We start from the raw sequence: 21,466 nt of genomic DNA, 5'->3' as shown, positions 1-21,466 counted from the left end.
AAAGTCAAAAGTCGAAAGTCAAAAGTTTAGCACACAACTAAAAACCTTTCAGACTTTCGACTTTTGGCTTTTGACTAATATCGTATCTTTGCAACAAAATTTTAAACAAATGTCAAAGCAAGTTCGTGTGCGTTTTGCACCAAGTCCAACAGGAGCATTACATATTGGCGGAGTTCGTACTGCCCTATTTAATTATTTATTTGCAAAAAAACATAACGGTGTTTTTTATCTGAGAATCGAAGATACAGATCAGACACGTTTTGTTCCAGGTGCTGAAGCTTATATTATGGAAGCACTAGAATGGTTAGGAATTTCTCCTGATGAAACCGTTGGAAAAAATGAAAAATTTGGTCCTTATAGACAAAGTGAACGCAAAGAATTATATAAAAATTATGCTGACAAATTGATCAATTCAGGATGGGCATATTATGCTTTTGATACTCCAGAATCTTTAACTGCATTAAGAAAAGAGCACGAAACACAACGAAAAACATTTATTTACAATCATACAAATCGTGAAAAATTAGATACCTCATTAGTAATTTCTGCTGAAGAAGTTTCTAAAAGAATTGAAAATGGAGAACATTATGTGATTCGTTTTAAAACTCCGGTTGATGAAACTTTACACTTAACAGATATCATTCGTGGAGATGTTAAGTTTGAAACAAGTTTACTTGATGATAAAGTTCTTTTCAAAAGTGACGGAATGCCAACCTACCATTTAGCAAATATTGTGGATGATCATTTGATGGAAACTTCTCATGTTATTCGTGGTGAAGAATGGCTTCCATCTATGCCACTTCACGTTTTATTATACAGAGCTTTTGGTTGGGATGCTCCGGAATTTGCTCACTTACCTTTGATTCTAAAACCTGATGGAAAAGGAAAATTATCAAAACGTGATGGTGAAATCGGTGGATTTCCAGTATTTCCTTTAGATTGGAAAGAGCTAAAAGGATTTAAAGGTGACGGGTATTTACCAGATGCATTAATAAACTTCCTTGCTTTGTTAGGTTGGAATGATGGAACAGAAAAAGAATTATTTTCTTTAAAGGAATTAGTTGAAGCTTTTGACTTGAATAGAGTACATAAAGCAGGGGCTAGATTTGACATTGAAAAAGCAAAATGGTTCAATCACCAATATTTAATTAAACAAAATGATGCCGATTTAGCGAAGAGCTTCTCTCCTATTTTGATTGAAAAAGGTATTGATGTTTCTAAATATGATGTTACAAGAATCGTTTCATTGATTAAAGAAAGAGCAAATTTCGTTTCAGATTTCTGGGATTTAACAGATTTCTTTTTCCAGGCGCCAACATCATATGATGAAAAAGCAAGCAAAAATTGGAAAGAGGAAACTCCGGCTTTAATGCAGGAATTGATTTCAACTCTTGAATATATAGATGGTTTTGATTCAGCAAATATTGAAGCAATTGTAAAAGATTGGTTAACAAAAAACGAAATCGGAATGGGTAAAGTGATGCAGCCTTTCCGTTTAAGTTTAGTTGGAGCTCTGAAAGGTCCTCACCTATTTGACATTGTTGAAATCATTGGAAAAGAGGAAACTATTTCTAGAATTCAGAAAGCGATAGCAACATTATAAAAAAATTTACCATTACGATATTAAGATAATTAAGCTTTACTAAATGATAAAAAAGAAAGCTTAAAAAGTTCATAAGGCTCAGCTTAATTCTCTTGACAAAGCTTTGTTCTTAATTTTCTAAATGTCTTAATGGTTAAAAAGTAGAAACGCTAAGAAACATCTAATAAATGTTCTTAGCGTTTTTTTAATGTTTTAAAATTTTCTTTTAGAAGAATTTTCGTAATTTACCAAAATCAAAAATATAAACTATATAACCATGAGTACAGCATTTATTATCTTATTAGTATTAGCATTCTTCATTTTCATGTCGTCTTTCTTTACTGTAAAACAACAAACAAGTGTTATCGTAGAGCGCTTCGGAAAATTTACAAGCGTTAGAAATTCTGGTTTACAATTAAAACTTCCAATAATTGATAGAATCGCAGGTCGTGTAAATCTAAAAATTCAACAATTAGATGTTCTTATTGAAACACAAACTAAAGACAATGTGTTTATCAAAATGAAAGTTTCTGTTCAGTTTAAAGTAATACAGGAACATGTATACGAAGCTTTTTATAAATTAGAATATCCGCATGATCAAATTACGGCTTATGTATTTGACGTTGTTCGTGCAGAAGTTCCTAAATTAATTTTGGATGATGTTTTTGTTCGTAAAGATGATATTGCAATTGCTGTAAAACGAGAGTTGAACGAAGCGATGACAACTTATGGTTATGACATTATCAACACATTAGTAACAGATATTGATCCGGATATTCAGGTAAAAAATGCAATGAACAGAATCAATGCAGCCGAAAGAGAAAAAACAGCAGCGATGTTTGAATCTGAAGCACAACGTATTAGAATTGTAGCTAAAGCAAAAGCCGAAGCTGAAAGTAAAAAACTTCAAGGTCAGGGTATTGCAGATCAACGTAGAGAAATTGCACGCGGATTAGTAGAAAGTGTTGAAGTTTTAAACCAGGTTGGAATCAATTCACAGGAAGCATCTGCATTAATCGTAATTACGCAACATTATGATACGCTACAAGCTATTGGAGCTGATACTAACTCTAATTTAATATTATTACCAAATTCTCCACAAGCTGCAAGTGATATGTTAAACAGTATGGTAACTAGTTTTTCAGCTTCAAATATTATCGGAGAAGAAATGAAAAGACAACCTAAAAAAGTTAAAAAAACAAACAATTCGGATATAAACTACAATCCATCAGATACATCTGAGCCAACAGAAATGGCTTAAAAAAACTAACACATAAATAAAAAAGAGGCTTAACTGCCTCTTTTTTTATTTATAAACCAGTTGATTACAAATGGTATAATAGATTGTAAAATTTCTGGAAATGAATTCTTAACATATCCTGTATAAGATGAAACAAATCCGTTTACGATATTTTGCGGTGTAATGCTTTCTTTGGTTTTCTGAAAACTCAGCACTAATTTTTGATAATTAATATCTTTTTCTAGTTTCAGAATTTCTAAATCTCTGTCAATTTCAGCATAAGATGAGTATTTTTTCTTTTCCATAAATCTCAATCATTAAAAAATATTTCTGAAAATTTCTCCAAAATTGGGCCTTCAACAATCTTATCTTTTATAAAGAAAAGTAAAATTGTAAACAAAAGATAGATCCCTCCTACTGCCAAAAATCCCAAAGCATTACTTCCAAATAAATCTCCAAAAGCATACGCTGCAGCAAAAGATCCGAAAAGTAAAACCATACTAAAACATAATAATATCAACGTAAACTTAAAAATCAAAGTCGTTGATTTCATTGCTACTTTAAAACCCCAGAGTTTATAATAAGCTAAATGACTGTCAATGTAAACTTTAGTTTGTTCCTGGATTTTTTCGGTATTTTCTTTTAACTCTTCAAAAGCCATAATTATATTTTTAAAATGAAAAAGCACAAAATCATCTTATAAAAATAAGACAATTATGTGCTTCTTAAACAATTATTATTTTTGAAGTTTAGCGTTTTGTGCTTTTAAATCAGCCAGTTTAGATTCTAAAAAAGTGATTACTTCTTCTGTTTTATGACTTACATTTGAAAGCATATCAGTTAAAGTTCCGTCAAGATTTTGTGTTGCACTAGTAAATTTTTCTTTAAGAACTTCAGAACTAGCTTCAAAAGAATCCTGCAAATTATGTTTTGCATCATCAATTCCTTCTTTAATTTTAGCTCTGGTTTTTGATCCTTTATCGGGAGCAAACAAGATTCCAAGAGCTGCTCCTACTGCAGCACCGGCTAAAATTGCTGCGATTGTATTTGAATTATTTGACATGATATTACAGTTTTAAGTGATTAATAAAGATACTTCTTTTTTAAAAGGCTAAACTGCTAAATTTAAAATTTAACAATATAATTAATACACATAAGCAACAGCTTCATATTTTCCATCAGCTTTTTCAATAATGCTTACAAAAGGATAACCATTTGATGCTGATTTAGTTTTGATTCTCATTGCAGTTTGTTTTTGATTTGCAATTGGCGGTTCACCTTTTGTCCTCGTCGAAACTCCGGTAAAACTTGCAGCCTGCTTCAGTCCTATTGTCTTTTCCTGAGGCAGAACAGTTACCATTTTGTAATCGTCTTTTGAATCTACTATTATTTTATCAGAGATTTTTTGAGTTTGTTTTGTCTGCTTATTGGTAATTGATGAAACGGCATATTTACTAATTTTAATTTCTTCAGAACTTCCGTTCAACGAATAATAAATTAAACCGTTTTCATTTTTAATGAAATTAACATCAAGTTGTTCTCCGTTGTGTTTTGTAATTTGATGTGTTTGAGAAATTGCAATATTTGCAAATAACATTGCTAGCGTAAAATATAAAATTTTCATGATAATTAGATTTAAGTTTTATAATTAAAAAATGTCAAACAGAATTATAAAAACAATTTTGCCTAAAACTAATGCTATGGAAATTTCATGATTATGAATTAATTTGAAAAATACCTTTTACGCGAAATATTATCAAAATCAAATCACAATAAAATTTGAACATAAAATTTGTTGTTTCGAGAAATCAGCTTAGAAATAATCTTAAAATGAAAATGTCATTTTTTATTTTAAAGAAAATCAAATTAGAAATCTACACGGAAATATTAATTTTTATAAAATCATCTCTGACTTTTGGTATTGAGTTAAAAATAGCAACTTTATAAACAATTGTATGTTAATAACCAGTTAAACTGACAAAAATAACAGCTAAAAGTTAAATAAAAGGTTTAAATCAACAATAATTCAAAAAATGAGTTATATATCGACCTAATTAAAATATTAGCTTAAAATAGATTTATGAAAGCTAAAATTAATTTATATTATCTATAAATATTTTATTTTAAATAGATTTTATAAATAATAAATAAAATTAATAAAATATTAAAATAAATAAATTTATCTAATATTTTGAAAGTAAGCTAATTTCTATTTTTGAGATTGAAAATTAAAAAAATGCATAAAAAAGGCAAAACTTAAAATAAAGAGTTTTAAAAAACTATTTCTAAAAAAGAATTCAAGAGATCAATAAAATTAAAAAATGTCTTAAAATTAATCTATGAAAGTCACTTTTAATTTAAAATATTTATAAAATTTTTAATCTCAATAGAAAATACAAATAATAAAAAAAGCGCTTATAAAAAGCGCTTTTAATAGATTCTAATTATTTTTATTTCTTCACCATTTCAGAGAGAATTTCTTTTTCTCTTTCAGAAGCATTTTTTGGTGGATTTGAATATAATTTTAAAATTTCATCATCAAATTGATTTTTGAAACTTTCACTTTCAATATCTCTTAAATTTAAAAGTGCTTTTGATCTCACATAAGTTGATTCACTTTTTAAGGACATTGAATATAATTTCTTAATATCTTCTTCTTCAAAATCTGTAGATTTCCAATTTGAATATTTCAAAATAAACTGAGAAAACAACAGCGAAGCCTTATTATTGTTGATATTTTTCTTTAAAGAATTTTGTAAAAGTGAAAAACTAGAGATGTTTTTGATGTTTTCTCCTATTGCACTTTCAATAGCAATTCTCTCAGGTTTTGATTCAACTTTAAAATATTTGTTGATATCTTTCAAAGAATTATTGATGCTGTTTTCTTCTTTTTTACCCTTTTCTTCCCAGGCATCTTTTAGTCCAACAGTTTTGTTAAACACTAATTTTGAAGGAGTTGAATCTTTATCAACAGTAAAATAACCTAAACGTTGAAACTGAAATTTATCTTCATTTTGAGCTGTTGATAAACTTGGTTCAACAAATCCAGTTACAATTTCTAATGAATTTGGGTTCACAAAATCTAAGAAATTTTTGTCTTTATAACTGTCCGGAGCTTCATCTGTAAACAAACGATCGTACAAACGAACTTCAGCTTCCAAAGCATGTTTGATAGAAACCCAATGTAAGGTTCCCGATACTTTTCTTTGACTCGCTTCAGTTCCGCTTCCGCTTAAAGAATCAGTGTCATATGTTACATGAATTTCTGTAATATTCCCTTCTGAATCTTTTATAACTGACTCACCTTTAATAATATAAGCATTTTTAAGGCGAACTTCCTTTCCTAAAGTCAAACGGAAATATTTAGCCGGAGCATCTTCTAAAAAGTCTTCTCTTTCAATGTATAATTCACGAGAAAAAGGTACTTTTCTGAAACCTGCACTTTCATCTTCCTGATTATTTTCAGCTTCCAACCACTCTTCTTTTCCTTCCGGATAATTTGTAATTACCAATTTTACAGGATCTAAAACAGCCATTACACGAGGTGCAATTTTGTTCAAATCTTCACGAATACAGAATTCTAAAACCGATACATTGATTAAATTATCACGTTTTGCAATACCAATTGTATTCGCAAAATTACGTAAAGATGCAGCTGTGTAACCACGTCTTCTTAATCCGGAAATTGTTGACATTCTTGGATCATCCCAACCGTTAACATGCTTTTCTTTAACTAGTTGCTGTAATTTTCTTTTACTAACAACAGTGTGTGATAAATTACGTCTTGCAAATTCTCTTTGCTTTGGACGAAGCTTATTGTCATCAAAAATCTGATCTAAAAACCAATCGTATAATTCACGGTGAGGCAAGAATTCCAGTGTACAAAATGAGTGCGAAATTTGCTCTAAATAATCACTTTGTCCGTGTGCCCAATCGTACATTGGATAGATCTTCCAAATATCTCCAGTTCTGTGGTGATGTTTGTGTAAAATTCTGTACATGATAGGATCACGCATTAACATGTTTGTTGATTTCATGTCAATTTTTGCACGAAGAATATGTGTACCAGCCTCAAATTCACCGTTTTTCATTCTTTCAAATAAATCTAAATTTTCTTCAACTGAACGATTTCTGTACGGACTGTCAGTTCCTGGAGTTGTTGGAGTTCCTTTCTGGATCGCCATTTCTTCAGAAGTCTGACTATCTACATAAGCTTTATCTTTTTTAATTAATAAAACTGCCCAGTCGTATAATTGTTGAAAATAATCAGATGCATAACGTTCTTCTGCCCATTTGTAACCCAGCCATTCTACATCTTTTTTAATAGCATCAACAAATTCCTGTTCTTCTTTTTCAGGGTTTGTATCATCAAAACGTAAATTCACAGGAGATTGATAATCAATTCCTAAACCAAAATTTAATGCAATAGAACTCGCGTGCCCAATGTGTAAATACCCATTAGGTTCTGGTGGAAAACGAAAGCGAAGTTTAGTATTTGAAAGACCTGATTTTACGTCTTCCTCTATGATTTGTTCAATAAAATTGAGTGATTTCTCTTCTGATGCCATTATTTATAGTAATTTTAGCAAAGATAAAAAAAAGGTTTCAGGTTTCAGGTTTAAAGTTATCTAAGTCGCGCAAAACATGAAACGTTAAACTCAAAAGCTGCAATTTATTTATTTATTATTTTTGTATAAATATTGAGAATTATGAGACAATTAACCGTTACAATTCCAGACGATTTTTACGAAACTTTTATTAGTTTTTTTAAACATGTTCCAGATGTTTCTATAGATGAAAATGTTGAGAATGAAATTCCGTTATGGCAACAAGAAATGGTTTTAGAAAGGATAAAAAATGCTAAACCAGAGGATTATGTAAGTTGGGAAGAATCTAAAAAAAGACTCAACGCTAAATGGAATAAAAAATAATGTTTGAAATAATTATTCTCTTACGAGCTGAATTAGAAGTAGATGAAATTGCAGAATATTATGAATCACTTTCTAATGGTTTGGGAACAAAATTCTTTAATGAGTATCAAAAGTATGTAGATACTTTAAATACATTTCCATTTTTTGAGGAAAAATATAATATCATTAGAACTTTACCTTTAAAGAAATTCCCTTACACCATTCACTTTACAGTTGATGAAATTAACAAAATAGTTGCTGTTCATGCTGTAACTTCTAATTACCAAGATCCAAACACTACAAGAATAAAACTATAAAAATGGGAGTTATAAAACTAAAAAACATTCGTACATTTTCTTACCACGGATGTTTAATTGAAGAAGGAAAAATTGGATCTGATTATACTGTTGATCTAAAAATAAAAACCAATTTACAGAAATCTGCAGAAACAGATCATCTTTTAGATACTGTTGACTATGTTCATTTGAACAAAATTGTGACAGAAGAAATGGCAATTCGGTCGCATTTATTGGAACATGTTGCTAAAAGAATCAATATTCGAGTGCTTGCAGAGATAGAAACGGTAGAAAAAACAACAGTTTGGGTTTCTAAAATAAATCCTCCTATTGGTGGTGATGTTGAGTCAGTTACTATAAAAATGACAGAAATAAGAAAGTAATTTTTGTAATTAAAAGAGTAATTTTTTAAAATAGTTACTTTGAAACTTTTGAATTTTAAAGATTTTAGTTACTTTTGCCGTCCATTCAAGTAATGGCGTCGTGGCCGAGCGGCTAGGCTGGGCTCTGCAAAAGCTCCTACTCCGGTTCGAATCCGGACGATGCCTCAAAAACCTCTAAAGTAATTTAGAGGTTTTTTTATGTCTTGTTGTCAACTTTGTCAAAGTTTGAAACTTTGACAAAGTTCTAAACTAAGATTATAAACACAAAAAAACCTCTGAAATTCAGAGGCTTAATTTTATATTTTTGAGTTATTAACAACTACTTATTTTCAATCTTTTCAAAAGCGTTTTTAACCATTTCTTTTTCTTTTGGAAACCAGCCTTGTGTTATTAATGCAACTCCAAAAACCATTAAAACAATACTAATTCCTTTTTTTATTTTTAAGATATTGTTTGGAGTCATTTTGGATTTTAATTGTTTGGCTAATAATATTTTAAGACAATCAACTAACAAATAAGTTATAATTACTGAAGTAAAAAAAGTAATCATTCTGGAGTTTTGCATTTCTAATTTTGGACCAACAGAAATAATTACTGCAAGCCAAAAACCTAAAACACCTATGTTAATAACGTTAAGTAAAAAGCCCTTTACAAATAAACTTCCATAGTTTCTTTTTATAATATCGCGATCAATCTCTTCATCGTTTATTTTTTCTTCTTTTCGTAATCTCACAAAAGAAATTATGCCATAAGCCAGCATTATAATTCCACCAAAAATAAAAAGTGCAGGTTTATCTTTTAAACTGGAAATCAGTCTGTAACTTCCTAAATAAGCAATTGCAATAAAAAATATATCGCCTAATACTACTCCGAAATCAAAAACTATAGCAGCTCTAAATCCTTTTGTAATACTGGTTTCTAATAGTATAAAAAATACCGGACCTACCATAAAGCTTAGAAAAAGTCCCCATGGCAGTCCAGCCAGAATATCATTTATCATCAAAATACGACTTGTTATTTTACTTCTTCGATTTTACCTCCAAAGACTGTTTTCTGATTAATTTGTTTTGGTTTTCCATAAATGTAAATAGAGCCTCCTGCGCTAACTTTTGCATCGACAAGGGTCGAAGCATTAACATCAGCTTTTCCGCCCGCAGAAACGCTTACTTTGGTCTGAGAAGTGGTTAATTTACTTCCAAGGAAATAACCGCCTGCTCCTAATCCTGCATCAAGGTTATCTGCTTTACCAGTTACAGTGATTTCTCCTCCCGAAACTGAACTTACTTTTAGTTTATCAACATCCAAATCTACGTTAATTTTTCCTCCTTCCTGCGCACTAACTTTAAATGAAGTCGCTTTTAAAGTTTCTTTACTTGTAACTTCTGCTCCTTCATTAACATCAATCAATTCAATATGTTTATAATACAAAGTTACTTCAAGATCATTTCCTGAAAGAAGTTTAGGAAAAGGCATTCTTAATTTTAAAACGCCATTTTTATTTACAGCTTCCAGTTCTGCTTCTCGCGCTCCTTTTACAACAACTTTATTTTCAGACGACTGAATTAATTTTACACTTAATTTGTCGTAAACTTTTACGGTATCAAAATCTCCTAATTCTTTGGTAACCTGACCAAAAGACATTTGTACAAATAAAATTGCTGCTCCAATAATTAGCTTTTTCATACTTTTATTTTTTTAATTAATACTTATTCTGCTCTTCTTAAAAAATGAAAATCAAGTTGTTTTTTAACTAAATCGGCATTTTTAACTTTCACATAAATTTCGTCTCCCAATTGCAATAAACGGTTTGAAGTAGCTCCAACCAAAGCATATTGTCTTTCGTCGAAAGTATAATAATCATCTTTTATTTCTCTGATTCTTACCATTCCTTCGCATTTATTAGAAACGATTTCAACATAAATTCCCCATTCGGTAACACCAGAAATAACACCAAGGAATTCTTCATCCTGATGATCCTGCATGTATTTAACCTGCATGTATTTGATACTGTCACGTTCGGCATTTGTTGCTAAACTTTCCATATTAGAACAATGCAGACATTTTGTTTCATAGGTTTCTTCGTCTACAGATGCTCCTCCATCGAGATAATATTGTAACAAACGATGTACCATGACGTCAGGATAACGACGAATTGGCGATGTAAAATGGCTGTAATAATCAAAAGCTAAACCATAATGACCAATATTATCTGTCGAATATTTAGCTTTACTCATACTTCTAATCGCAAGAGTATCAATAAGATTTTGTTCTTTCTTACCACTTACTTCTTCCATCAAAGTGTTAATTGATTTGGCTATATCGCCTTTTGTTCTAAAATCAATCTTATAACCAAATTTAGCAATTACGGTTTGCATTGCAATAAGTTTATCTTCATTTGGTTCGTCATGAATACGGTACACAAAGGTTTTCTTTTGTTTACCAATATATTCTGCTACTTTTCTGTTGGCCAAAAGCATAAATTCTTCAATCAAATGATTAGCATCTTTTGATATTTTAAAATATACGCCTTCTGGTTCTCCCGCTTCATCAAGATTGAATTTTACCTCTACTTTATCAAAAGAAATAGCGCCTTGCTGCATTCTTTTCTTTCTTAAAATCTTGGCTAATTCATCTAGTTTTAAAGTCGCTTCTTTAATTTCATCAGAAACAACATAGGATTCTCCGGTAATAGAAACATCAACCGGAATTGTATTGTCTTTTGTTTCAATGATATATTGTGCTTCTTCGTAAGCAAAACGCTGATCTGAATAAATCACCGTTCTTCCAAACCATTGATTAATAACCTGAGCTGTTGGCGAAACTTCAAATATCGCAGAGAAAGTATATTTCTCTTCATTCGGACGAAGTGAACACGCAAAATTTGATAAAACTTCAGGAAGCATTGGCACTACTCTATCGACCAAATAAACCGAAGTTGCTCTTTGATATGCTTCGTCATCCAGAATTGTTCCTTCTTCCAAATAATACGAAACATCGGCAATATGAACGCCAATTTCAAAGTTTCCGTTTTCTAACTTTTTGAAAGACAAGGCATCATCAAAATCTTTTGCATCTTTTGGATCTATCGTAAACGTAAGTGTATCACGCATATCACGACGTTTTGCAATTTCAGATTCCTGAATCGAGGTATCGAGTTTTTGTGCAAAAACTTCTACTTCTATCGGAAATTCCGATGGCAATCCATATTCTGCTAAAATAGCGTGAATCTCTGTGTTGTGTTCTCCAGGTTTTCCGAGAACTCTAATTACAGATCCAAACGGACTATCAGCTCTTTTGGGCCAATCTTCAATTTTAACTAAAACTACATCTCCATTTTCTGCTTCACCAATTTTATCTTTTGGAATAAAAATATCGGTATACATTTTAGGATTTGCGGTTGAAACAAAAGCAAAATTTGGCTGTAAATCTATTACACCAACAAACTCTGTTTTATCTCTTTCAAGAACTTCAATTACTTCACCTTCAGGTCTTTTTCCTTTTCTTCTGTTATAAACGTAAACCTTTACTTTATCTTTGTCTAAAGCACGATTCAAATTATTGGTTGGAATAAAAACATCTTCTTCAAATTCATCACAAATAAAATATGCCGTTTTTCTGCTCGTCATATCTATCGTTCCTTCATAATAATCCTGGCTAACGGCTTTAATTAAATATTTTCCAGGTTCTGTTTCTATAATTTTCTTTTGAGCAGCCAGAATTTTTAAATCTTTTATAATCTGATTTCTGCTTTTTGTATCGTCTAATTCTAACTTTGCTCCTATTTGTTTGTAATTGAATGGCTTATTAGCGTTTTGCGATAAAATTTTCAGGATTTTCCCAGAGAAATCTTTCTCTTTTTTTATCGGCTTTCTAATTTTCTTACTCATATATCTTTTCTTATAAGGTTTAAAATTACAAATAAGAAATCAGATAATACTTTTTAACAAATAGAATTATTAAAAATATAACTTTTCGTACATTTACAAAAACACCTTTTATGGATAGCTTTCAAACCATTGCAGTCTTCAATTATCTGCACGAAACAGTGGTTCTCAAACACTTACTAGAACAGGAAGAAATTCCATATTTTTTTGAAAACGAAATAACGCTTTCGGTAATGCCGCTTTATTCAAATGCGCTGGGCGGAATCAAACTCAAAGTTCATCCGGACGATTTCGAACAAGTTCAGGAAATTCTCGATAATCTCAACAATCCTCTCAAAATCGTCTGAAACAAAACTTCAAAAACAAAAACAAAACAAACTAAAATTCAAACTCAAAAAAATTTTTTCATTTTCAACTTTTTTAGTTTTCAACATATATTAAATACAACAAAAAAGAATTTTTAAAAATTTAAAAAATTTGATGGTTATTATAGTGTGTTAATATGTCGAATAAATTTTTTTCTGAAGCCATTGAAATCTCGTTTTACTTATTTATTCTGAGTTATCAACATAGTTATTTTTAGTTAAATGATTAATTTATAAGACTTTTTGTATTTTAATTAACAACGGTTGACAACCAAAAATGGATTCATTTTGTAGATAAGTTGATATGTTAATAGTTGTTGAAAATGGTATTTTTGATATTGATAACTTTTCTAAAAATTCACGAAACTTTTCTTGCATATTTCATTCCGGTTTTGGATTAAGTATTTTTTTCAAACAACCAAAAAAAACTTCTAATTTTCTTTTCGAACTTATTAACAAATAATGTTAACTTAAAGTTAATTGAATATCAACGAATTACGAATTGCTATTAACACCTCAAAATTTTAACAAATTTTATATTTATTCTTTATTGATTTTGAGATAGTTATATACTTATTAAAATTGTTAATAACTGATAAGATTTTGACAGTAAGATAGTTGCAATTAGCTATCCCGATAGCTATCGGGATCACGAATTTTTTGAAAGATTTGTCGAAGTTAAAGTTATAGAATTTTAAGATTATTGATTATTCGTGAATTCGTGGCTGAAATCTGTATTTTCCTTTCTAAAAAAGATTTACTTCCGTATTCTTTAATTAAATTTGCATAACACAACTAAATAGTATAGAAAATGAAAATTTCGATAGGAAACGACCACGCAGGCCCAGAATATAAAAAAGCAATTGTTGCTATGCTTGAAGCAAAAGGCTATGAAGTAACGAATTACGGAACTGATACAGATGCTTCTGTTGATTATCCTGATTTTGGACACCCGGTTGCGAATGATGTATCTGAAGGAAAAGCTGATTTTGGAATCGTAATCTGCGGAAGCGGTAACGGAATTGCGATGACTGTTAATAAACACCCGAAAGTAAGAGCTGGTTTGTGCTGGACAAAAGAAATCGCTTATTTAACACGTTTACATAACGATGCTAATATTGTAAGTATTCCGGCGCGCTTTACCTCTATTCCACAAGCCGTTGAAATTGTAGAAACTTTCCTTAATACAGCTTTTGAAGGCGGAAGACACCAAAACAGAGTTAATAAGATTGCTTGTTCGTAAATCGTCAAAAAAATCGGGTGCTTCGCACCAAATATAGAGAAAACACACCGGGCGGATTTTTAAAATCTATCCGGTTTTTTATTTAATATATTAAAAATCAGTTAATCAATATATTTTTAAAATAGATTTTTTGGGTTATCAACAATGTTAATATCTATTTTTTGTTAGTTAAATAGAGATAAATTAAAACAGCCTGAATTAAAAAAATCAGCGAGAATTTGACAATAAATGAAGTTTTACTCGTTTTATGTCTAAATAAAAACATTGCTGTTAATAAGCCAGGAGTCCCTCCGATTGCTTCAATAAAAAATAAAGTGTTTTCAGGTATTCTTCGTTTATTTTTTCGAGCCAAGTATTTATCATAACCGGCAAGAATAAAAACGATGATATTTATAAATAAAAAATACAGTAAAAAAATTTCCATTGGCTTAAAATTAAAAACAAAGATATTATTTTAGCCAAATGTTTGATGAATTTGCAAAACAATTTTAACAAGTAAATTATATCAACTTATAATTAAGAATTTATTTCATTAAAAGTATGACTAATATTCAATTCATTGCCAAGTCTGTTCAGGCGCCAGCTGTCAGTATTCAAAACACAGTAAAACTATTAGAGGAAGACTGTACAATTCCGTTTATTTCGCGATATCGAAAAGACGCAACAGGAAACCTTGATGAAACTGTAATTGAGCAGATTGCAAAACTTCAAAAAGATTATGATACACTTATAAAGCGTAAAGAAGCCGTTTTAAAATCTATTGAAGAACAAAAAGCGTTAACGCCTGAATTGAAGAAAAAAATTGAAGAAAGTTTTGATTTACAGGAAATTGAAGATTTTTACCTTCCATACAAAAAGAAGAAAAAAACAAAAGCCGATGTTGCCCGCGAATTTGGCTTAGAGCCTTTAGCAAAATTAATGATGTCTGAAAGTGATGTTGATTTTGATTTTATTTCGACGCAATATCTAAATGAAAATGTTATCAATGAAGAAGCGGCAATTCAGGGAGCAAGAGATATTGTAGCCGAATGGATTAATGAAAATATTTATGTTCGTAAACAACTTAGAAGATTATTTCAGCGAAAAGCAACTATTGCCACAAAAGTGGTCAAAAAGAAAGCTGAAGAAGAAGGTGCACAAAAATTCAGTCAGTATTTTGATTGGGAAGAGCCATTGACAAAAGCACCGGCGCACCGTTTATTAGCAATGCTTCGTGCTGAAAATGAAGGTTATATTAAAATGAAAATAGATGTTGATATCGACGATGCTTACGATGTTATTGACGAAATCATCATTAAAAAACAAAACAATTCGACATCGCATTTACAACTTGCGATTGAAGACAGTTATAAACGTTTATTGAATCCGGCGATTGGAAACGAAACTTTGCAGGAAGCCAAAGCTAAGGCCGATGCTAACTCAATTCAGGTTTTTGCTAACAATTTAAGTCAGTTACTTTTGGCTCCGCCATTGGGAGAGAAACGTATTTTGGCAATCGACCCGGGATTTAGAAGCGGTTGTAAAGTAGTTTGTCTGGACGAAAAAGGCGATTTATTATACAACGAAACAATTTATCCGCACGCACCTCAAAATGAGGAATCAATGGCGATTAAAAAAGTGCGTTCGATGGTAAATGCGTATCATATTGATGCGATTTCTATCGGAAACGGAACTGCTTCAAGAGAAACCGAATTTTTTATCAAAAAAATTGCATTCGATAAACCCGTTCAGGTTTTTGTGGTTTCTGAGGCTGGGGCATCGGTTTATTCAGCATCAAAAACGGCGAGAGAAGAATTTCCAGATTATGATGTAACGGTTCGAGGTTCAGTTTCTATTGGAAGAAGACTTTCAGATCCGTTGGCTGAATTGGTAAAAATTGATCCAAAAGCGATTGGAGTAGGGCAATATCAACACGATGTTGACCAAACTAAATTAAAAGAAGAACTGGACAGCACAGTAATTCGCTGCGTAAACTCGGTTGGAATTAACATTAACACCGCAAGTAAACACTTATTAAGTTATGTGAGTGGAATCGGGGAGAAGCTGGCTGAAAACATTGTACAATACCGTTCTGAAAACGGGCCTTTTGAAGATAGAAAAGAGCTGAAAAAAGTACCGCGTTTAGGAGACAAAGCATATCAGCAGGGAGCGGCTTTTATTAGAATTACTAATGCTAAAAATCCGTTAGATAATTCGGCAGTACATCCAGAAGCGTATCCGGTTGTGGAGAAGATGGCGAAGGATTTAAATATTTCTTTGAATGACTTAATTGCTAATAAGGAAAAAACATCTCTTATTAAAGCTGAAAAGTATGTTACACCAGAAATTGGTTTACTTACACTGAAAGACATCATAAAAGAGCTTGAAAAACCAGGATTAGACCCAAGAAAGTCAGCTAAGGTTTTTGAATTTGATGCCAATGTAAAATCGATCAAGGATTTGAAAACCGGAATGATTCTTCCGGGAATTGTTAATAACATTACCAACTTTGGGTGTTTTGTTGACATCGGAATCAAAGAAAGTGGATTGGTTCACATTTCGCAATTGAAAGCCGGTTTTGTAAGCGACGTAAATGAAGTGGTAAAATTACATCAGCATGTTGATGTGAAAGTAACTGAGGTTGATGAAGATAGAAAGAGAATTCAGTTGACGATGATACTTTAAAATATAGAAATAAATTTTATAAAAACAAAAAATCCCAGACTTACAATTTGTAATCTGGGATTTTTAATAAGTTTGAAGTTTACTATTTTGTTTCTTCTTCTTGTTTTTTAGCAGGTGCAGGTTGATCGTCTTTAGCAGCGTTTTTAAATTCCTTAATTCCACTTCCTAAACCTTTCATTAATTCTGGAATTTTTTTACCTCCAAAAAGTAATATCACAATACCTACGATAACAAGGATTTCTGTAAGACCTAATCTTCCCATGACTAATTATATTTAATGCCGAAGCAAATTGATTTTTTTATTTTTCACCGCAAAGGTATATAGAATATACGAACAACAAGAGTTTTTAGATCAAAATATTTGTTTATTACTGCGTTAAATATTTTATAAAATGATTAAATTAATAATTTTCGGAATTTTTCGCAGTTATTATCAAGACGATTAATTACTATATTTGCTCGTATAATGAATAAAAATGGCTAAGAAAAAAAGGAATTTCAGGAAAAAATTATTTATCAAAAACCGACTGGTAATTTTGAATGAAGATACTTTTGAAGAAATTTTTTCATTTAGATTAACTTTGATGAATGTCTTTGTAATGTTTACTTTAGGAGGCATATTTCTTATTTTGGTTACAACATTCATTATCGCTTTTACTCCTTTACGCGAATTTATTCCGGGTTATTCCTCTTCTCAGCTCAAAAAAAATGCAACGGAACTGGCTATAAAATCGGATTCATTAGAAACTGCCTTAAAGAAAAATGAAGCTTACATAAAAGGAGTTCAGAAAGTTTTAAGCGGACAATTAGAATACGCAAAATTTAATAAAGATTCTATTATAGCAGAATCCGATGAACCTTCAGACTTAAATATGAAAGCCTCTGAAGAAGAAATAAAACTGCGCGAAGAAGTGGCTAAAATTGAAAAAGAGTCAGGAGAAAGTAATGCGAAGAAAAAGAAAAGTGACAAAAAATAATACCACAAAAAATGTCAATTAAATCGATAGCAGCAAAAATATTTGCCCGCAAAATATACAATCAAACACAAGCTTGGTCAAAAAAACCGATTGAAACACAATTAGAAGTTTTTAAAAATCTGATTCAAAGTGCCAAAGAAACTGAGTTTGGAAAAGACCATAATTTTGCTTCAATAAAAACATTTGAAGATTTTCAGAAGAATGTTCCAATTCGTGATTACGAAGATTTAAAAGCATATATCGAAAAGGTTAAAATTGGCGAAGAAAACATTTTGTGGAAAGGAAAACCCATTTATTTTGCTAAAACCTCAGGAACAACTTCCGGCGCGAAATATATTCCGCTTACAAAAGAATCTATGCCATCGCATGTAAATGCCGCTCGCAATGCAATTCTACATTATATAAACGAAACCGGAAATGCTGATTTTGTAGATGGAAAAATGATATTCCTGCAGGGAAGTCCTATTTTGACTGAAAAACACGGAATTAAGTTTGGAAGACTTTCCGGAATTGTAGCGCATTTTGTTCCGAAATATTTACAAAGAAACAGAATGCCATCCTGGGAAACCAATTGTATTGATGATTGGGAAACGAAAGTTAATACGATTGTAGACGAAACAATTAAAGAGAATATGTCGGTTATTTCCGGAATTCCGTCCTGGGTACAAATGTATTTTGAGCGTTTACAGGAAAAAAGCGGCGGAAAAAAGATCAGCGAGATTTTCAAAAACTTCAATTTGTTTATTTATGGAGGTGTAAATTACGAACCTTACCGCGCCAAATTTGAACAAATGATTGGTAAAAAAGTCGACAGTATTGAGTTGTTTCCTGCTTCTGAAGGATTTTTTGCTTATCAGGATTCTCAAAAAGAAAAAGGAATGCTTTTATTGTTGAATTCTGGAATTTTCTACGAATTCATTAAAGCAGATGAATTTTTTACAGAAAACCCAAAACGTTATACAATTGGTGAAGTAGAATTGGGCGTAAATTATGCTTTAATTGTTTCTACAAATGCTGGACTTTGGGGTTATAACATTGGCGATACTATTCAGTTTACATCTTTAGCTCCGTATCGCGTTATAGTTTCAGGACGTATCAAACATTATATTTCGGCTTTTGGAGAACACGTCATTGCGAATGAAGTCGAAAACGCCATGAAAGAAGCAACTGCCGGAACCGATATTGTGATAAACGAATTTACGGTTGCTCCTCAAATTACACCGTCAAGCGGATTGCCGTATCATGAATGGTTAATAGAATTTGAAAAAGAACCGGAAAACATTGAAACTTTTGCGGAAGCGATCGACGATTCGATGCGAAAACAAAATATTTATTACGACGATTTGATCACCGGAAATGTTTTGCGAAAGGTTGTCATTAGTAAAGTTTCAAAAAATGGATTTCAGGAATATATGAAATCTCAAGGCAAATTAGGCGGACAGAATAAAATTCCGAGATTGTCGAATGACAGAAAGATTGCAGATAATTTAAAGTAGGAAAATATTTATATTTGTAAGTTAATGCCTCTTTTTAAGTGAAAAAAAGATAGCAGTATTAAGTTACTATGAATAAAGGAAAATTTCAAAATAAATATCGAATTTCTTCAATAAGAGCGCAATGGTGGGATTATGGTTGGAACGGTGCCTATTTTATAACAATTTGTACACAAGACAGAAAACATTATTTTGGAGAAATTCAAAATAATAAAATGGTTTTGTCGGAGGTTGGTATTATTGCAGATCTATTGTGGCATCAAATTCCCATACACCATAAAAACGTTGAATTGGGTGATTTTGTGGTCATGCCAAATCATATTCACGGGATTTTGATTATTGACAAACAATCGAATAATATTGATAATGTACAGACAGGGCGTGTAGAGACAGGGCATGCCCTGTCTCTAACAACGTCACCATTTCAAAAACCGGGTTCACAACGGTTTCAAAACATTGGAAAAAACACCATTTCGTCAATTGTTGGATCCTATAAATCTGCCGTAACCAAACATGCAAATAGATTAGGATATCCACATCAATGGCAAAAATTATTTTATGATAATATCATTAGAAGCAATAATGACTATCAAAAAATTTCTGATTACATTGTTTCAAATCCGGAAAATTGGGCAAAGGATAAATTTAAAACAGAAGATAAATCAAAATGATTAAAAAAAAAATCATATTGTAGATACAAGGCATGCCTTGTATTTCCATACATTTGAGTTTACAAAATAAAACAGCATGAAAGAAACCAAACATATATCAAGATCAAGAGCGCAGGAATCATCTGCAGCTATAGAAAAAATGTACATTACAATGCGCCATTTATTCAACCGTGGTTTTTACAAACCAATGGGAGTTTCTGGCGACAGTTTACGTGAATCATTATTAGCATTACGCCCGGAAATCTACGGAAATATTGCCGAGGAAAAAGTAGAATTAAACGGACTTTTATACGTTATAGAACGTCTGCCTATAGGAATCGAACAATGTCGATTCATCAATTTAACTTCAGACGAAGGATATTCTAAATCACATTTTCAGCCAATTGTTCCTCCTAAAAGAAGAAGAAATTGCTATAGAATCGACGAAGAACAAATGAATGTCGAAATCACACGCGGACGTTCAGACATTTATGATATTTTGACGCATTTGACTTTCATTTTTATTGAATCTCATAAAATTAAAAACAGAGTTTTAATCGACGATGGAGGAGAAGTTTCTCGCGATTGGTTAAAACTGGAACAAGCTATTACGCAGACAAAAAAGCTTTCGCAGATAGAAAAAGAAAAAGCAATTTCGCACGTTGCTAATATTTTAGCCAGAACTTTTGAGGAGGTTTTAGACATTTATGATGCCTTTGGTTCAGAAAATGCACCGGATCGTTTTCTGCACGTAATTTATTGGTTAGGAAAATTAGCAATCGAAGAAATTGTCGAAAACAACAAACGTACTATCACTTTTAGTCCGGTTTTGCGTGAACGTTTAGGACATCACATTCATGGAGAAATCTGGGCAACAAACATCAAAGAAGTTTTAAAAGCAAACGATCTTTTAAAACGACCAATTCACGTAATAAGTGCCAATATGCACAGTGTGATGAATTCTATTTTTGCAACGCCTTTGTTAACATCTAAATACAAAAGCAAAAATGATTTCTTTATTTATGAAGAATTAAGCGGCTCAGGGTCAAAAGAAATCAGAGGTCAGGTTGAAGAATTAGCTTTAAAAAACGGAATGATTTCATTGCCTGACACCTCGGGAACGAATATTGACGTTCAGATTTTTGATACAGCCAAAATCGACTGGTCAAAAACAGCATTTTCACATGCGAATGTAGGCGAAGAAAAACCGGTAATTATCGTAATGGATTATGCTTTTGGAGAACAGGCTTATGAAACAATCGATGAACTTTTAAAACCATTTAAAAAAGAAACTTTACTAAATGTAAAATCGGTTTCGATTATGGGTAAAGCCGGAATTTTGGAAGGTGGAAAAGGCGATATCATGATTCCGACTGCGCATATTAATGAAGGAACGGCTGATAATTATTTCTTTGAAAATGAATTAACAGGCGCCATGTTTGAAGGAAATGATATCGATATTTATGAAGGTGCGATGGTTACCGTTTTAGGGACTTCACTTCAAAACAGAGATTTACTGAAATTTTTCCACGAATCGACCTGGGGTGTTATTGGTCTTGAAATGGAAGGATCTTATTATCAAAAAGCAATTCAGTCGGCATCAAAAATTAGAAAAAGTGTACCGCACGATATAAAAGTTCGTTATGCATATTATGCATCAGATAATCCACTTGAAACCGGAAGTACGTTAGCTTCTGGCGGATTGGGAACAACGGGTGTAAAACCAACTTATTTGATTACCATTAAGATTTTAGAACAGATTTTCAACATCAAATAAAA

At 31.5% G+C, this 21,466-nt stretch carries 22 protein-coding genes and 1 tRNA gene; 13 read left to right on the top strand and 10 right to left on the bottom strand.

Annotated elements, in window-relative coordinates:
* The first annotated feature begins 109 nt into the window (after positions 1-109).
* The gene (gene gltX / locus BUC29_RS08130) at positions 110-1,603 is read left to right on the top strand and encodes a glutamate--tRNA ligase (RefSeq protein ID WP_073415169.1); all 1,494 of its coding nucleotides are present in this window, start codon (positions 110-112) and stop codon (positions 1,601-1,603) included.
* A 256-nt stretch (positions 1,604-1,859) separates the two neighbouring features.
* The gene (locus BUC29_RS08125; protein ID WP_073415167.1) at positions 1,860-2,843 is read left to right on the top strand and encodes an SPFH domain-containing protein; all 984 of its coding nucleotides are present in this window, start codon (positions 1,860-1,862) and stop codon (positions 2,841-2,843) included.
* A 29-nt stretch (positions 2,844-2,872) separates the two neighbouring features.
* Here BUC29_RS08125 and BUC29_RS08120 read toward each other — a convergent pair whose 3' ends face one another.
* The 5 genes from BUC29_RS08120 to BUC29_RS08100 all read right to left on the bottom strand — a co-directional run bounded on the left by BUC29_RS08120 (position 2,873) and on the right by BUC29_RS08100 (position 7,390).
* Positions 2,873-3,127, bottom strand: a complete 255-nt coding sequence (locus BUC29_RS08120; RefSeq protein WP_073415165.1) for a DUF6327 family protein — start codon at positions 3,125-3,127, stop codon at positions 2,873-2,875.
* Between the two features lie 5 nt (positions 3,128-3,132).
* Positions 3,133-3,483, bottom strand: coding sequence for a competence protein (locus BUC29_RS08115; RefSeq protein ID WP_073415163.1), 351 nt, complete (start codon positions 3,481-3,483; stop codon positions 3,133-3,135).
* Between the two features lie 75 nt (positions 3,484-3,558).
* Positions 3,559-3,885 (bottom strand): YtxH domain-containing protein, encoded by a 327-nt coding sequence (locus BUC29_RS08110; RefSeq protein WP_073415161.1) that lies wholly within the window; start codon positions 3,883-3,885, stop codon positions 3,559-3,561.
* A gap of 81 nt (positions 3,886-3,966) precedes the next feature.
* Positions 3,967-4,446 (bottom strand): hypothetical protein, encoded by a 480-nt coding sequence (locus BUC29_RS08105; protein WP_073415159.1) that lies wholly within the window; start codon positions 4,444-4,446, stop codon positions 3,967-3,969.
* 826 nt (positions 4,447-5,272) lie between these two features.
* A complete protein-coding gene (locus tag BUC29_RS08100; protein ID WP_073415157.1) occupies positions 5,273-7,390 on the bottom strand; it encodes a glutamine--tRNA ligase/YqeY domain fusion protein in 2,118 nt (705 codons plus the stop codon).
* Positions 7,391-7,531: 141 nt separating this feature from the next.
* Between BUC29_RS08100 and BUC29_RS08095 the strand changes: the two genes are divergently transcribed.
* The 4 genes from BUC29_RS08095 (at position 7,532) to BUC29_RS21505 (ending at position 8,576) form a co-directional block, all read left to right on the top strand.
* Positions 7,532-7,753 (top strand): hypothetical protein, encoded by a 222-nt coding sequence (locus BUC29_RS08095; RefSeq protein ID WP_073415155.1) that lies wholly within the window; start codon positions 7,532-7,534, stop codon positions 7,751-7,753.
* Positions 7,753-8,049, top strand: coding sequence for a hypothetical protein (locus BUC29_RS08090; RefSeq protein ID WP_073415154.1), 297 nt, complete (start codon positions 7,753-7,755; stop codon positions 8,047-8,049). Before BUC29_RS08095 ends, BUC29_RS08090 begins: the two co-directional genes overlap by 1 nt.
* A 2-nt stretch (positions 8,050-8,051) precedes the next feature.
* Positions 8,052-8,411, top strand: a complete 360-nt coding sequence (gene folB / locus BUC29_RS08085; protein ID WP_057115457.1) for a dihydroneopterin aldolase — start codon at positions 8,052-8,054, stop codon at positions 8,409-8,411.
* 94 nt (positions 8,412-8,505) lie between these two features.
* Positions 8,506-8,576, top strand: a tRNA-Cys gene (locus tag BUC29_RS21505).
* 154 nt (positions 8,577-8,730) lie between these two features.
* On the opposite strand, the gene BUC29_RS08080 is transcribed toward BUC29_RS21505, so the two are convergent.
* Genes BUC29_RS08080 through rnr form a run of 3 tightly spaced genes read right to left on the bottom strand, consistent with a single transcriptional unit; the run spans position 8,731 to position 12,298 of the window.
* Positions 8,731-9,411 carry a LysE family translocator gene (locus BUC29_RS08080; protein ID WP_073415152.1) on the bottom strand — a complete coding sequence of 227 codons (681 nt, stop codon included), beginning with the start codon at positions 9,409-9,411 and terminating at the stop codon, positions 8,731-8,733.
* A 14-nt stretch (positions 9,412-9,425) separates the two neighbouring features.
* Positions 9,426-10,094 carry a head GIN domain-containing protein gene (locus BUC29_RS08075; RefSeq protein ID WP_073415150.1) on the bottom strand — a complete coding sequence of 223 codons (669 nt, stop codon included), beginning with the start codon at positions 10,092-10,094 and terminating at the stop codon, positions 9,426-9,428.
* A 23-nt stretch (positions 10,095-10,117) separates the two neighbouring features.
* Positions 10,118-12,298 (bottom strand): ribonuclease R, encoded by a 2,181-nt coding sequence (gene rnr / locus BUC29_RS08070; RefSeq protein WP_073415148.1) that lies wholly within the window; start codon positions 12,296-12,298, stop codon positions 10,118-10,120.
* 110 nt (positions 12,299-12,408) lie between these two features.
* Here rnr and BUC29_RS08065 point away from each other — a divergent pair, with 110 nt between their 5' ends.
* Both BUC29_RS08065 and rpiB read left to right on the top strand, forming a co-directional pair.
* The gene (locus BUC29_RS08065; protein ID WP_073415146.1) at positions 12,409-12,642 is read left to right on the top strand and encodes a putative signal transducing protein; all 234 of its coding nucleotides are present in this window, start codon (positions 12,409-12,411) and stop codon (positions 12,640-12,642) included.
* 829 nt (positions 12,643-13,471) lie between these two features.
* Positions 13,472-13,903 (top strand): ribose 5-phosphate isomerase B, encoded by a 432-nt coding sequence (gene rpiB / locus BUC29_RS08060; RefSeq protein WP_073415144.1) that lies wholly within the window; start codon positions 13,472-13,474, stop codon positions 13,901-13,903.
* Between the two features lie 154 nt (positions 13,904-14,057).
* Here the strand turns inward: rpiB and BUC29_RS08055 are convergent, their stop codons facing one another.
* Entirely contained in the window at positions 14,058-14,327 is a 270-nt protein-coding gene (locus BUC29_RS08055) for a DUF1294 domain-containing protein (protein WP_073415142.1), read from the bottom strand.
* 116 nt (positions 14,328-14,443) lie between these two features.
* Between BUC29_RS08055 and BUC29_RS08050 the strand changes: the two genes are divergently transcribed.
* On the top strand, positions 14,444-16,567 hold the full coding sequence (locus BUC29_RS08050; RefSeq protein ID WP_073415140.1) for a Tex family protein: 2,124 nt from the start codon (positions 14,444-14,446) through the stop codon (positions 16,565-16,567).
* Between the two features lie 82 nt (positions 16,568-16,649).
* Here BUC29_RS08050 and BUC29_RS08045 read toward each other — a convergent pair whose 3' ends face one another.
* Positions 16,650-16,829, bottom strand: a complete 180-nt coding sequence (locus BUC29_RS08045; RefSeq protein WP_042564899.1) for a Sec-independent protein translocase subunit TatA/TatB — start codon at positions 16,827-16,829, stop codon at positions 16,650-16,652.
* A gap of 214 nt (positions 16,830-17,043) precedes the next feature.
* On the opposite strand from BUC29_RS08045, the gene BUC29_RS08040 reads away from it, so the two are divergent.
* The 4 genes from BUC29_RS08040 (at position 17,044) to BUC29_RS08025 (ending at position 21,464) form a co-directional block, all read left to right on the top strand.
* Positions 17,044-17,544 carry a peptidase gene (locus tag BUC29_RS08040; protein WP_073415138.1) on the top strand — a complete coding sequence of 167 codons (501 nt, stop codon included), beginning with the start codon at positions 17,044-17,046 and terminating at the stop codon, positions 17,542-17,544.
* Between the two features lie 11 nt (positions 17,545-17,555).
* On the top strand, positions 17,556-19,040 hold the full coding sequence (locus BUC29_RS08035) for a GH3 auxin-responsive promoter family protein (protein WP_073415135.1): 1,485 nt from the start codon (positions 17,556-17,558) through the stop codon (positions 19,038-19,040).
* 68 nt (positions 19,041-19,108) lie between these two features.
* On the top strand, positions 19,109-19,708 hold the full coding sequence (locus tag BUC29_RS08030) for a transposase (RefSeq protein ID WP_073415132.1): 600 nt from the start codon (positions 19,109-19,111) through the stop codon (positions 19,706-19,708).
* Positions 19,709-19,784: 76 nt separating this feature from the next.
* Positions 19,785-21,464 (top strand): DUF6909 family protein, encoded by a 1,680-nt coding sequence (locus tag BUC29_RS08025; protein WP_073415129.1) that lies wholly within the window; start codon positions 19,785-19,787, stop codon positions 21,462-21,464.
* The last annotated feature ends 2 nt before the right edge of the window (positions 21,465-21,466 follow it).

This window comes from Flavobacterium defluvii (assembly GCF_900129555.1).
GTDB classification, from domain to species: domain Bacteria; phylum Bacteroidota; class Bacteroidia; order Flavobacteriales; family Flavobacteriaceae; genus Flavobacterium; species Flavobacterium defluvii.
Note: the sequence above shows the minus strand (reverse complement) of the source record. Positions and strands in the feature narration are given on the sequence as shown.

Coding starts and splice junctions, on each gene's coding strand:
- gltX (WP_073415169.1), top strand. CDS start 110: ATGTCAAAGCAAGTTCGTGTGCGTTTTGCACCAAGTCCAACAGGAGCA.
- BUC29_RS08125 (WP_073415167.1), top strand. CDS start 1,860: ATGAGTACAGCATTTATTATCTTATTAGTATTAGCATTCTTCATTTTC.
- BUC29_RS08120 (WP_073415165.1), bottom strand. CDS start 3,127: ATGGAAAAGAAAAAATACTCATCTTATGCTGAAATTGACAGAGATTTA.
- BUC29_RS08115 (WP_073415163.1), bottom strand. CDS start 3,483: ATGGCTTTTGAAGAGTTAAAAGAAAATACCGAAAAAATCCAGGAACAA.
- BUC29_RS08110 (WP_073415161.1), bottom strand. CDS start 3,885: ATGTCAAATAATTCAAATACAATCGCAGCAATTTTAGCCGGTGCTGCA.
- BUC29_RS08105 (WP_073415159.1), bottom strand. CDS start 4,446: ATGAAAATTTTATATTTTACGCTAGCAATGTTATTTGCAAATATTGCA.
- BUC29_RS08100 (WP_073415157.1), bottom strand. CDS start 7,390: ATGGCATCAGAAGAGAAATCACTCAATTTTATTGAACAAATCATAGAG.
- BUC29_RS08095 (WP_073415155.1), top strand. CDS start 7,532: ATGAGACAATTAACCGTTACAATTCCAGACGATTTTTACGAAACTTTT.
- BUC29_RS08090 (WP_073415154.1), top strand. CDS start 7,753: ATGTTTGAAATAATTATTCTCTTACGAGCTGAATTAGAAGTAGATGAA.
- folB (WP_057115457.1), top strand. CDS start 8,052: ATGGGAGTTATAAAACTAAAAAACATTCGTACATTTTCTTACCACGGA.
- BUC29_RS08080 (WP_073415152.1), bottom strand. CDS start 9,411: ATGATAAATGATATTCTGGCTGGACTGCCATGGGGACTTTTTCTAAGC.
- BUC29_RS08075 (WP_073415150.1), bottom strand. CDS start 10,094: ATGAAAAAGCTAATTATTGGAGCAGCAATTTTATTTGTACAAATGTCT.
- rnr (WP_073415148.1), bottom strand. CDS start 12,298: ATGAGTAAGAAAATTAGAAAGCCGATAAAAAAAGAGAAAGATTTCTCT.
- BUC29_RS08065 (WP_073415146.1), top strand. CDS start 12,409: ATGGATAGCTTTCAAACCATTGCAGTCTTCAATTATCTGCACGAAACA.
- rpiB (WP_073415144.1), top strand. CDS start 13,472: ATGAAAATTTCGATAGGAAACGACCACGCAGGCCCAGAATATAAAAAA.
- BUC29_RS08055 (WP_073415142.1), bottom strand. CDS start 14,327: ATGGAAATTTTTTTACTGTATTTTTTATTTATAAATATCATCGTTTTT.
- BUC29_RS08050 (WP_073415140.1), top strand. CDS start 14,444: ATGACTAATATTCAATTCATTGCCAAGTCTGTTCAGGCGCCAGCTGTC.
- BUC29_RS08045 (WP_042564899.1), bottom strand. CDS start 16,829: ATGGGAAGATTAGGTCTTACAGAAATCCTTGTTATCGTAGGTATTGTG.
- BUC29_RS08040 (WP_073415138.1), top strand. CDS start 17,044: ATGGCTAAGAAAAAAAGGAATTTCAGGAAAAAATTATTTATCAAAAAC.
- BUC29_RS08035 (WP_073415135.1), top strand. CDS start 17,556: ATGTCAATTAAATCGATAGCAGCAAAAATATTTGCCCGCAAAATATAC.
- BUC29_RS08030 (WP_073415132.1), top strand. CDS start 19,109: ATGAATAAAGGAAAATTTCAAAATAAATATCGAATTTCTTCAATAAGA.
- BUC29_RS08025 (WP_073415129.1), top strand. CDS start 19,785: ATGAAAGAAACCAAACATATATCAAGATCAAGAGCGCAGGAATCATCT.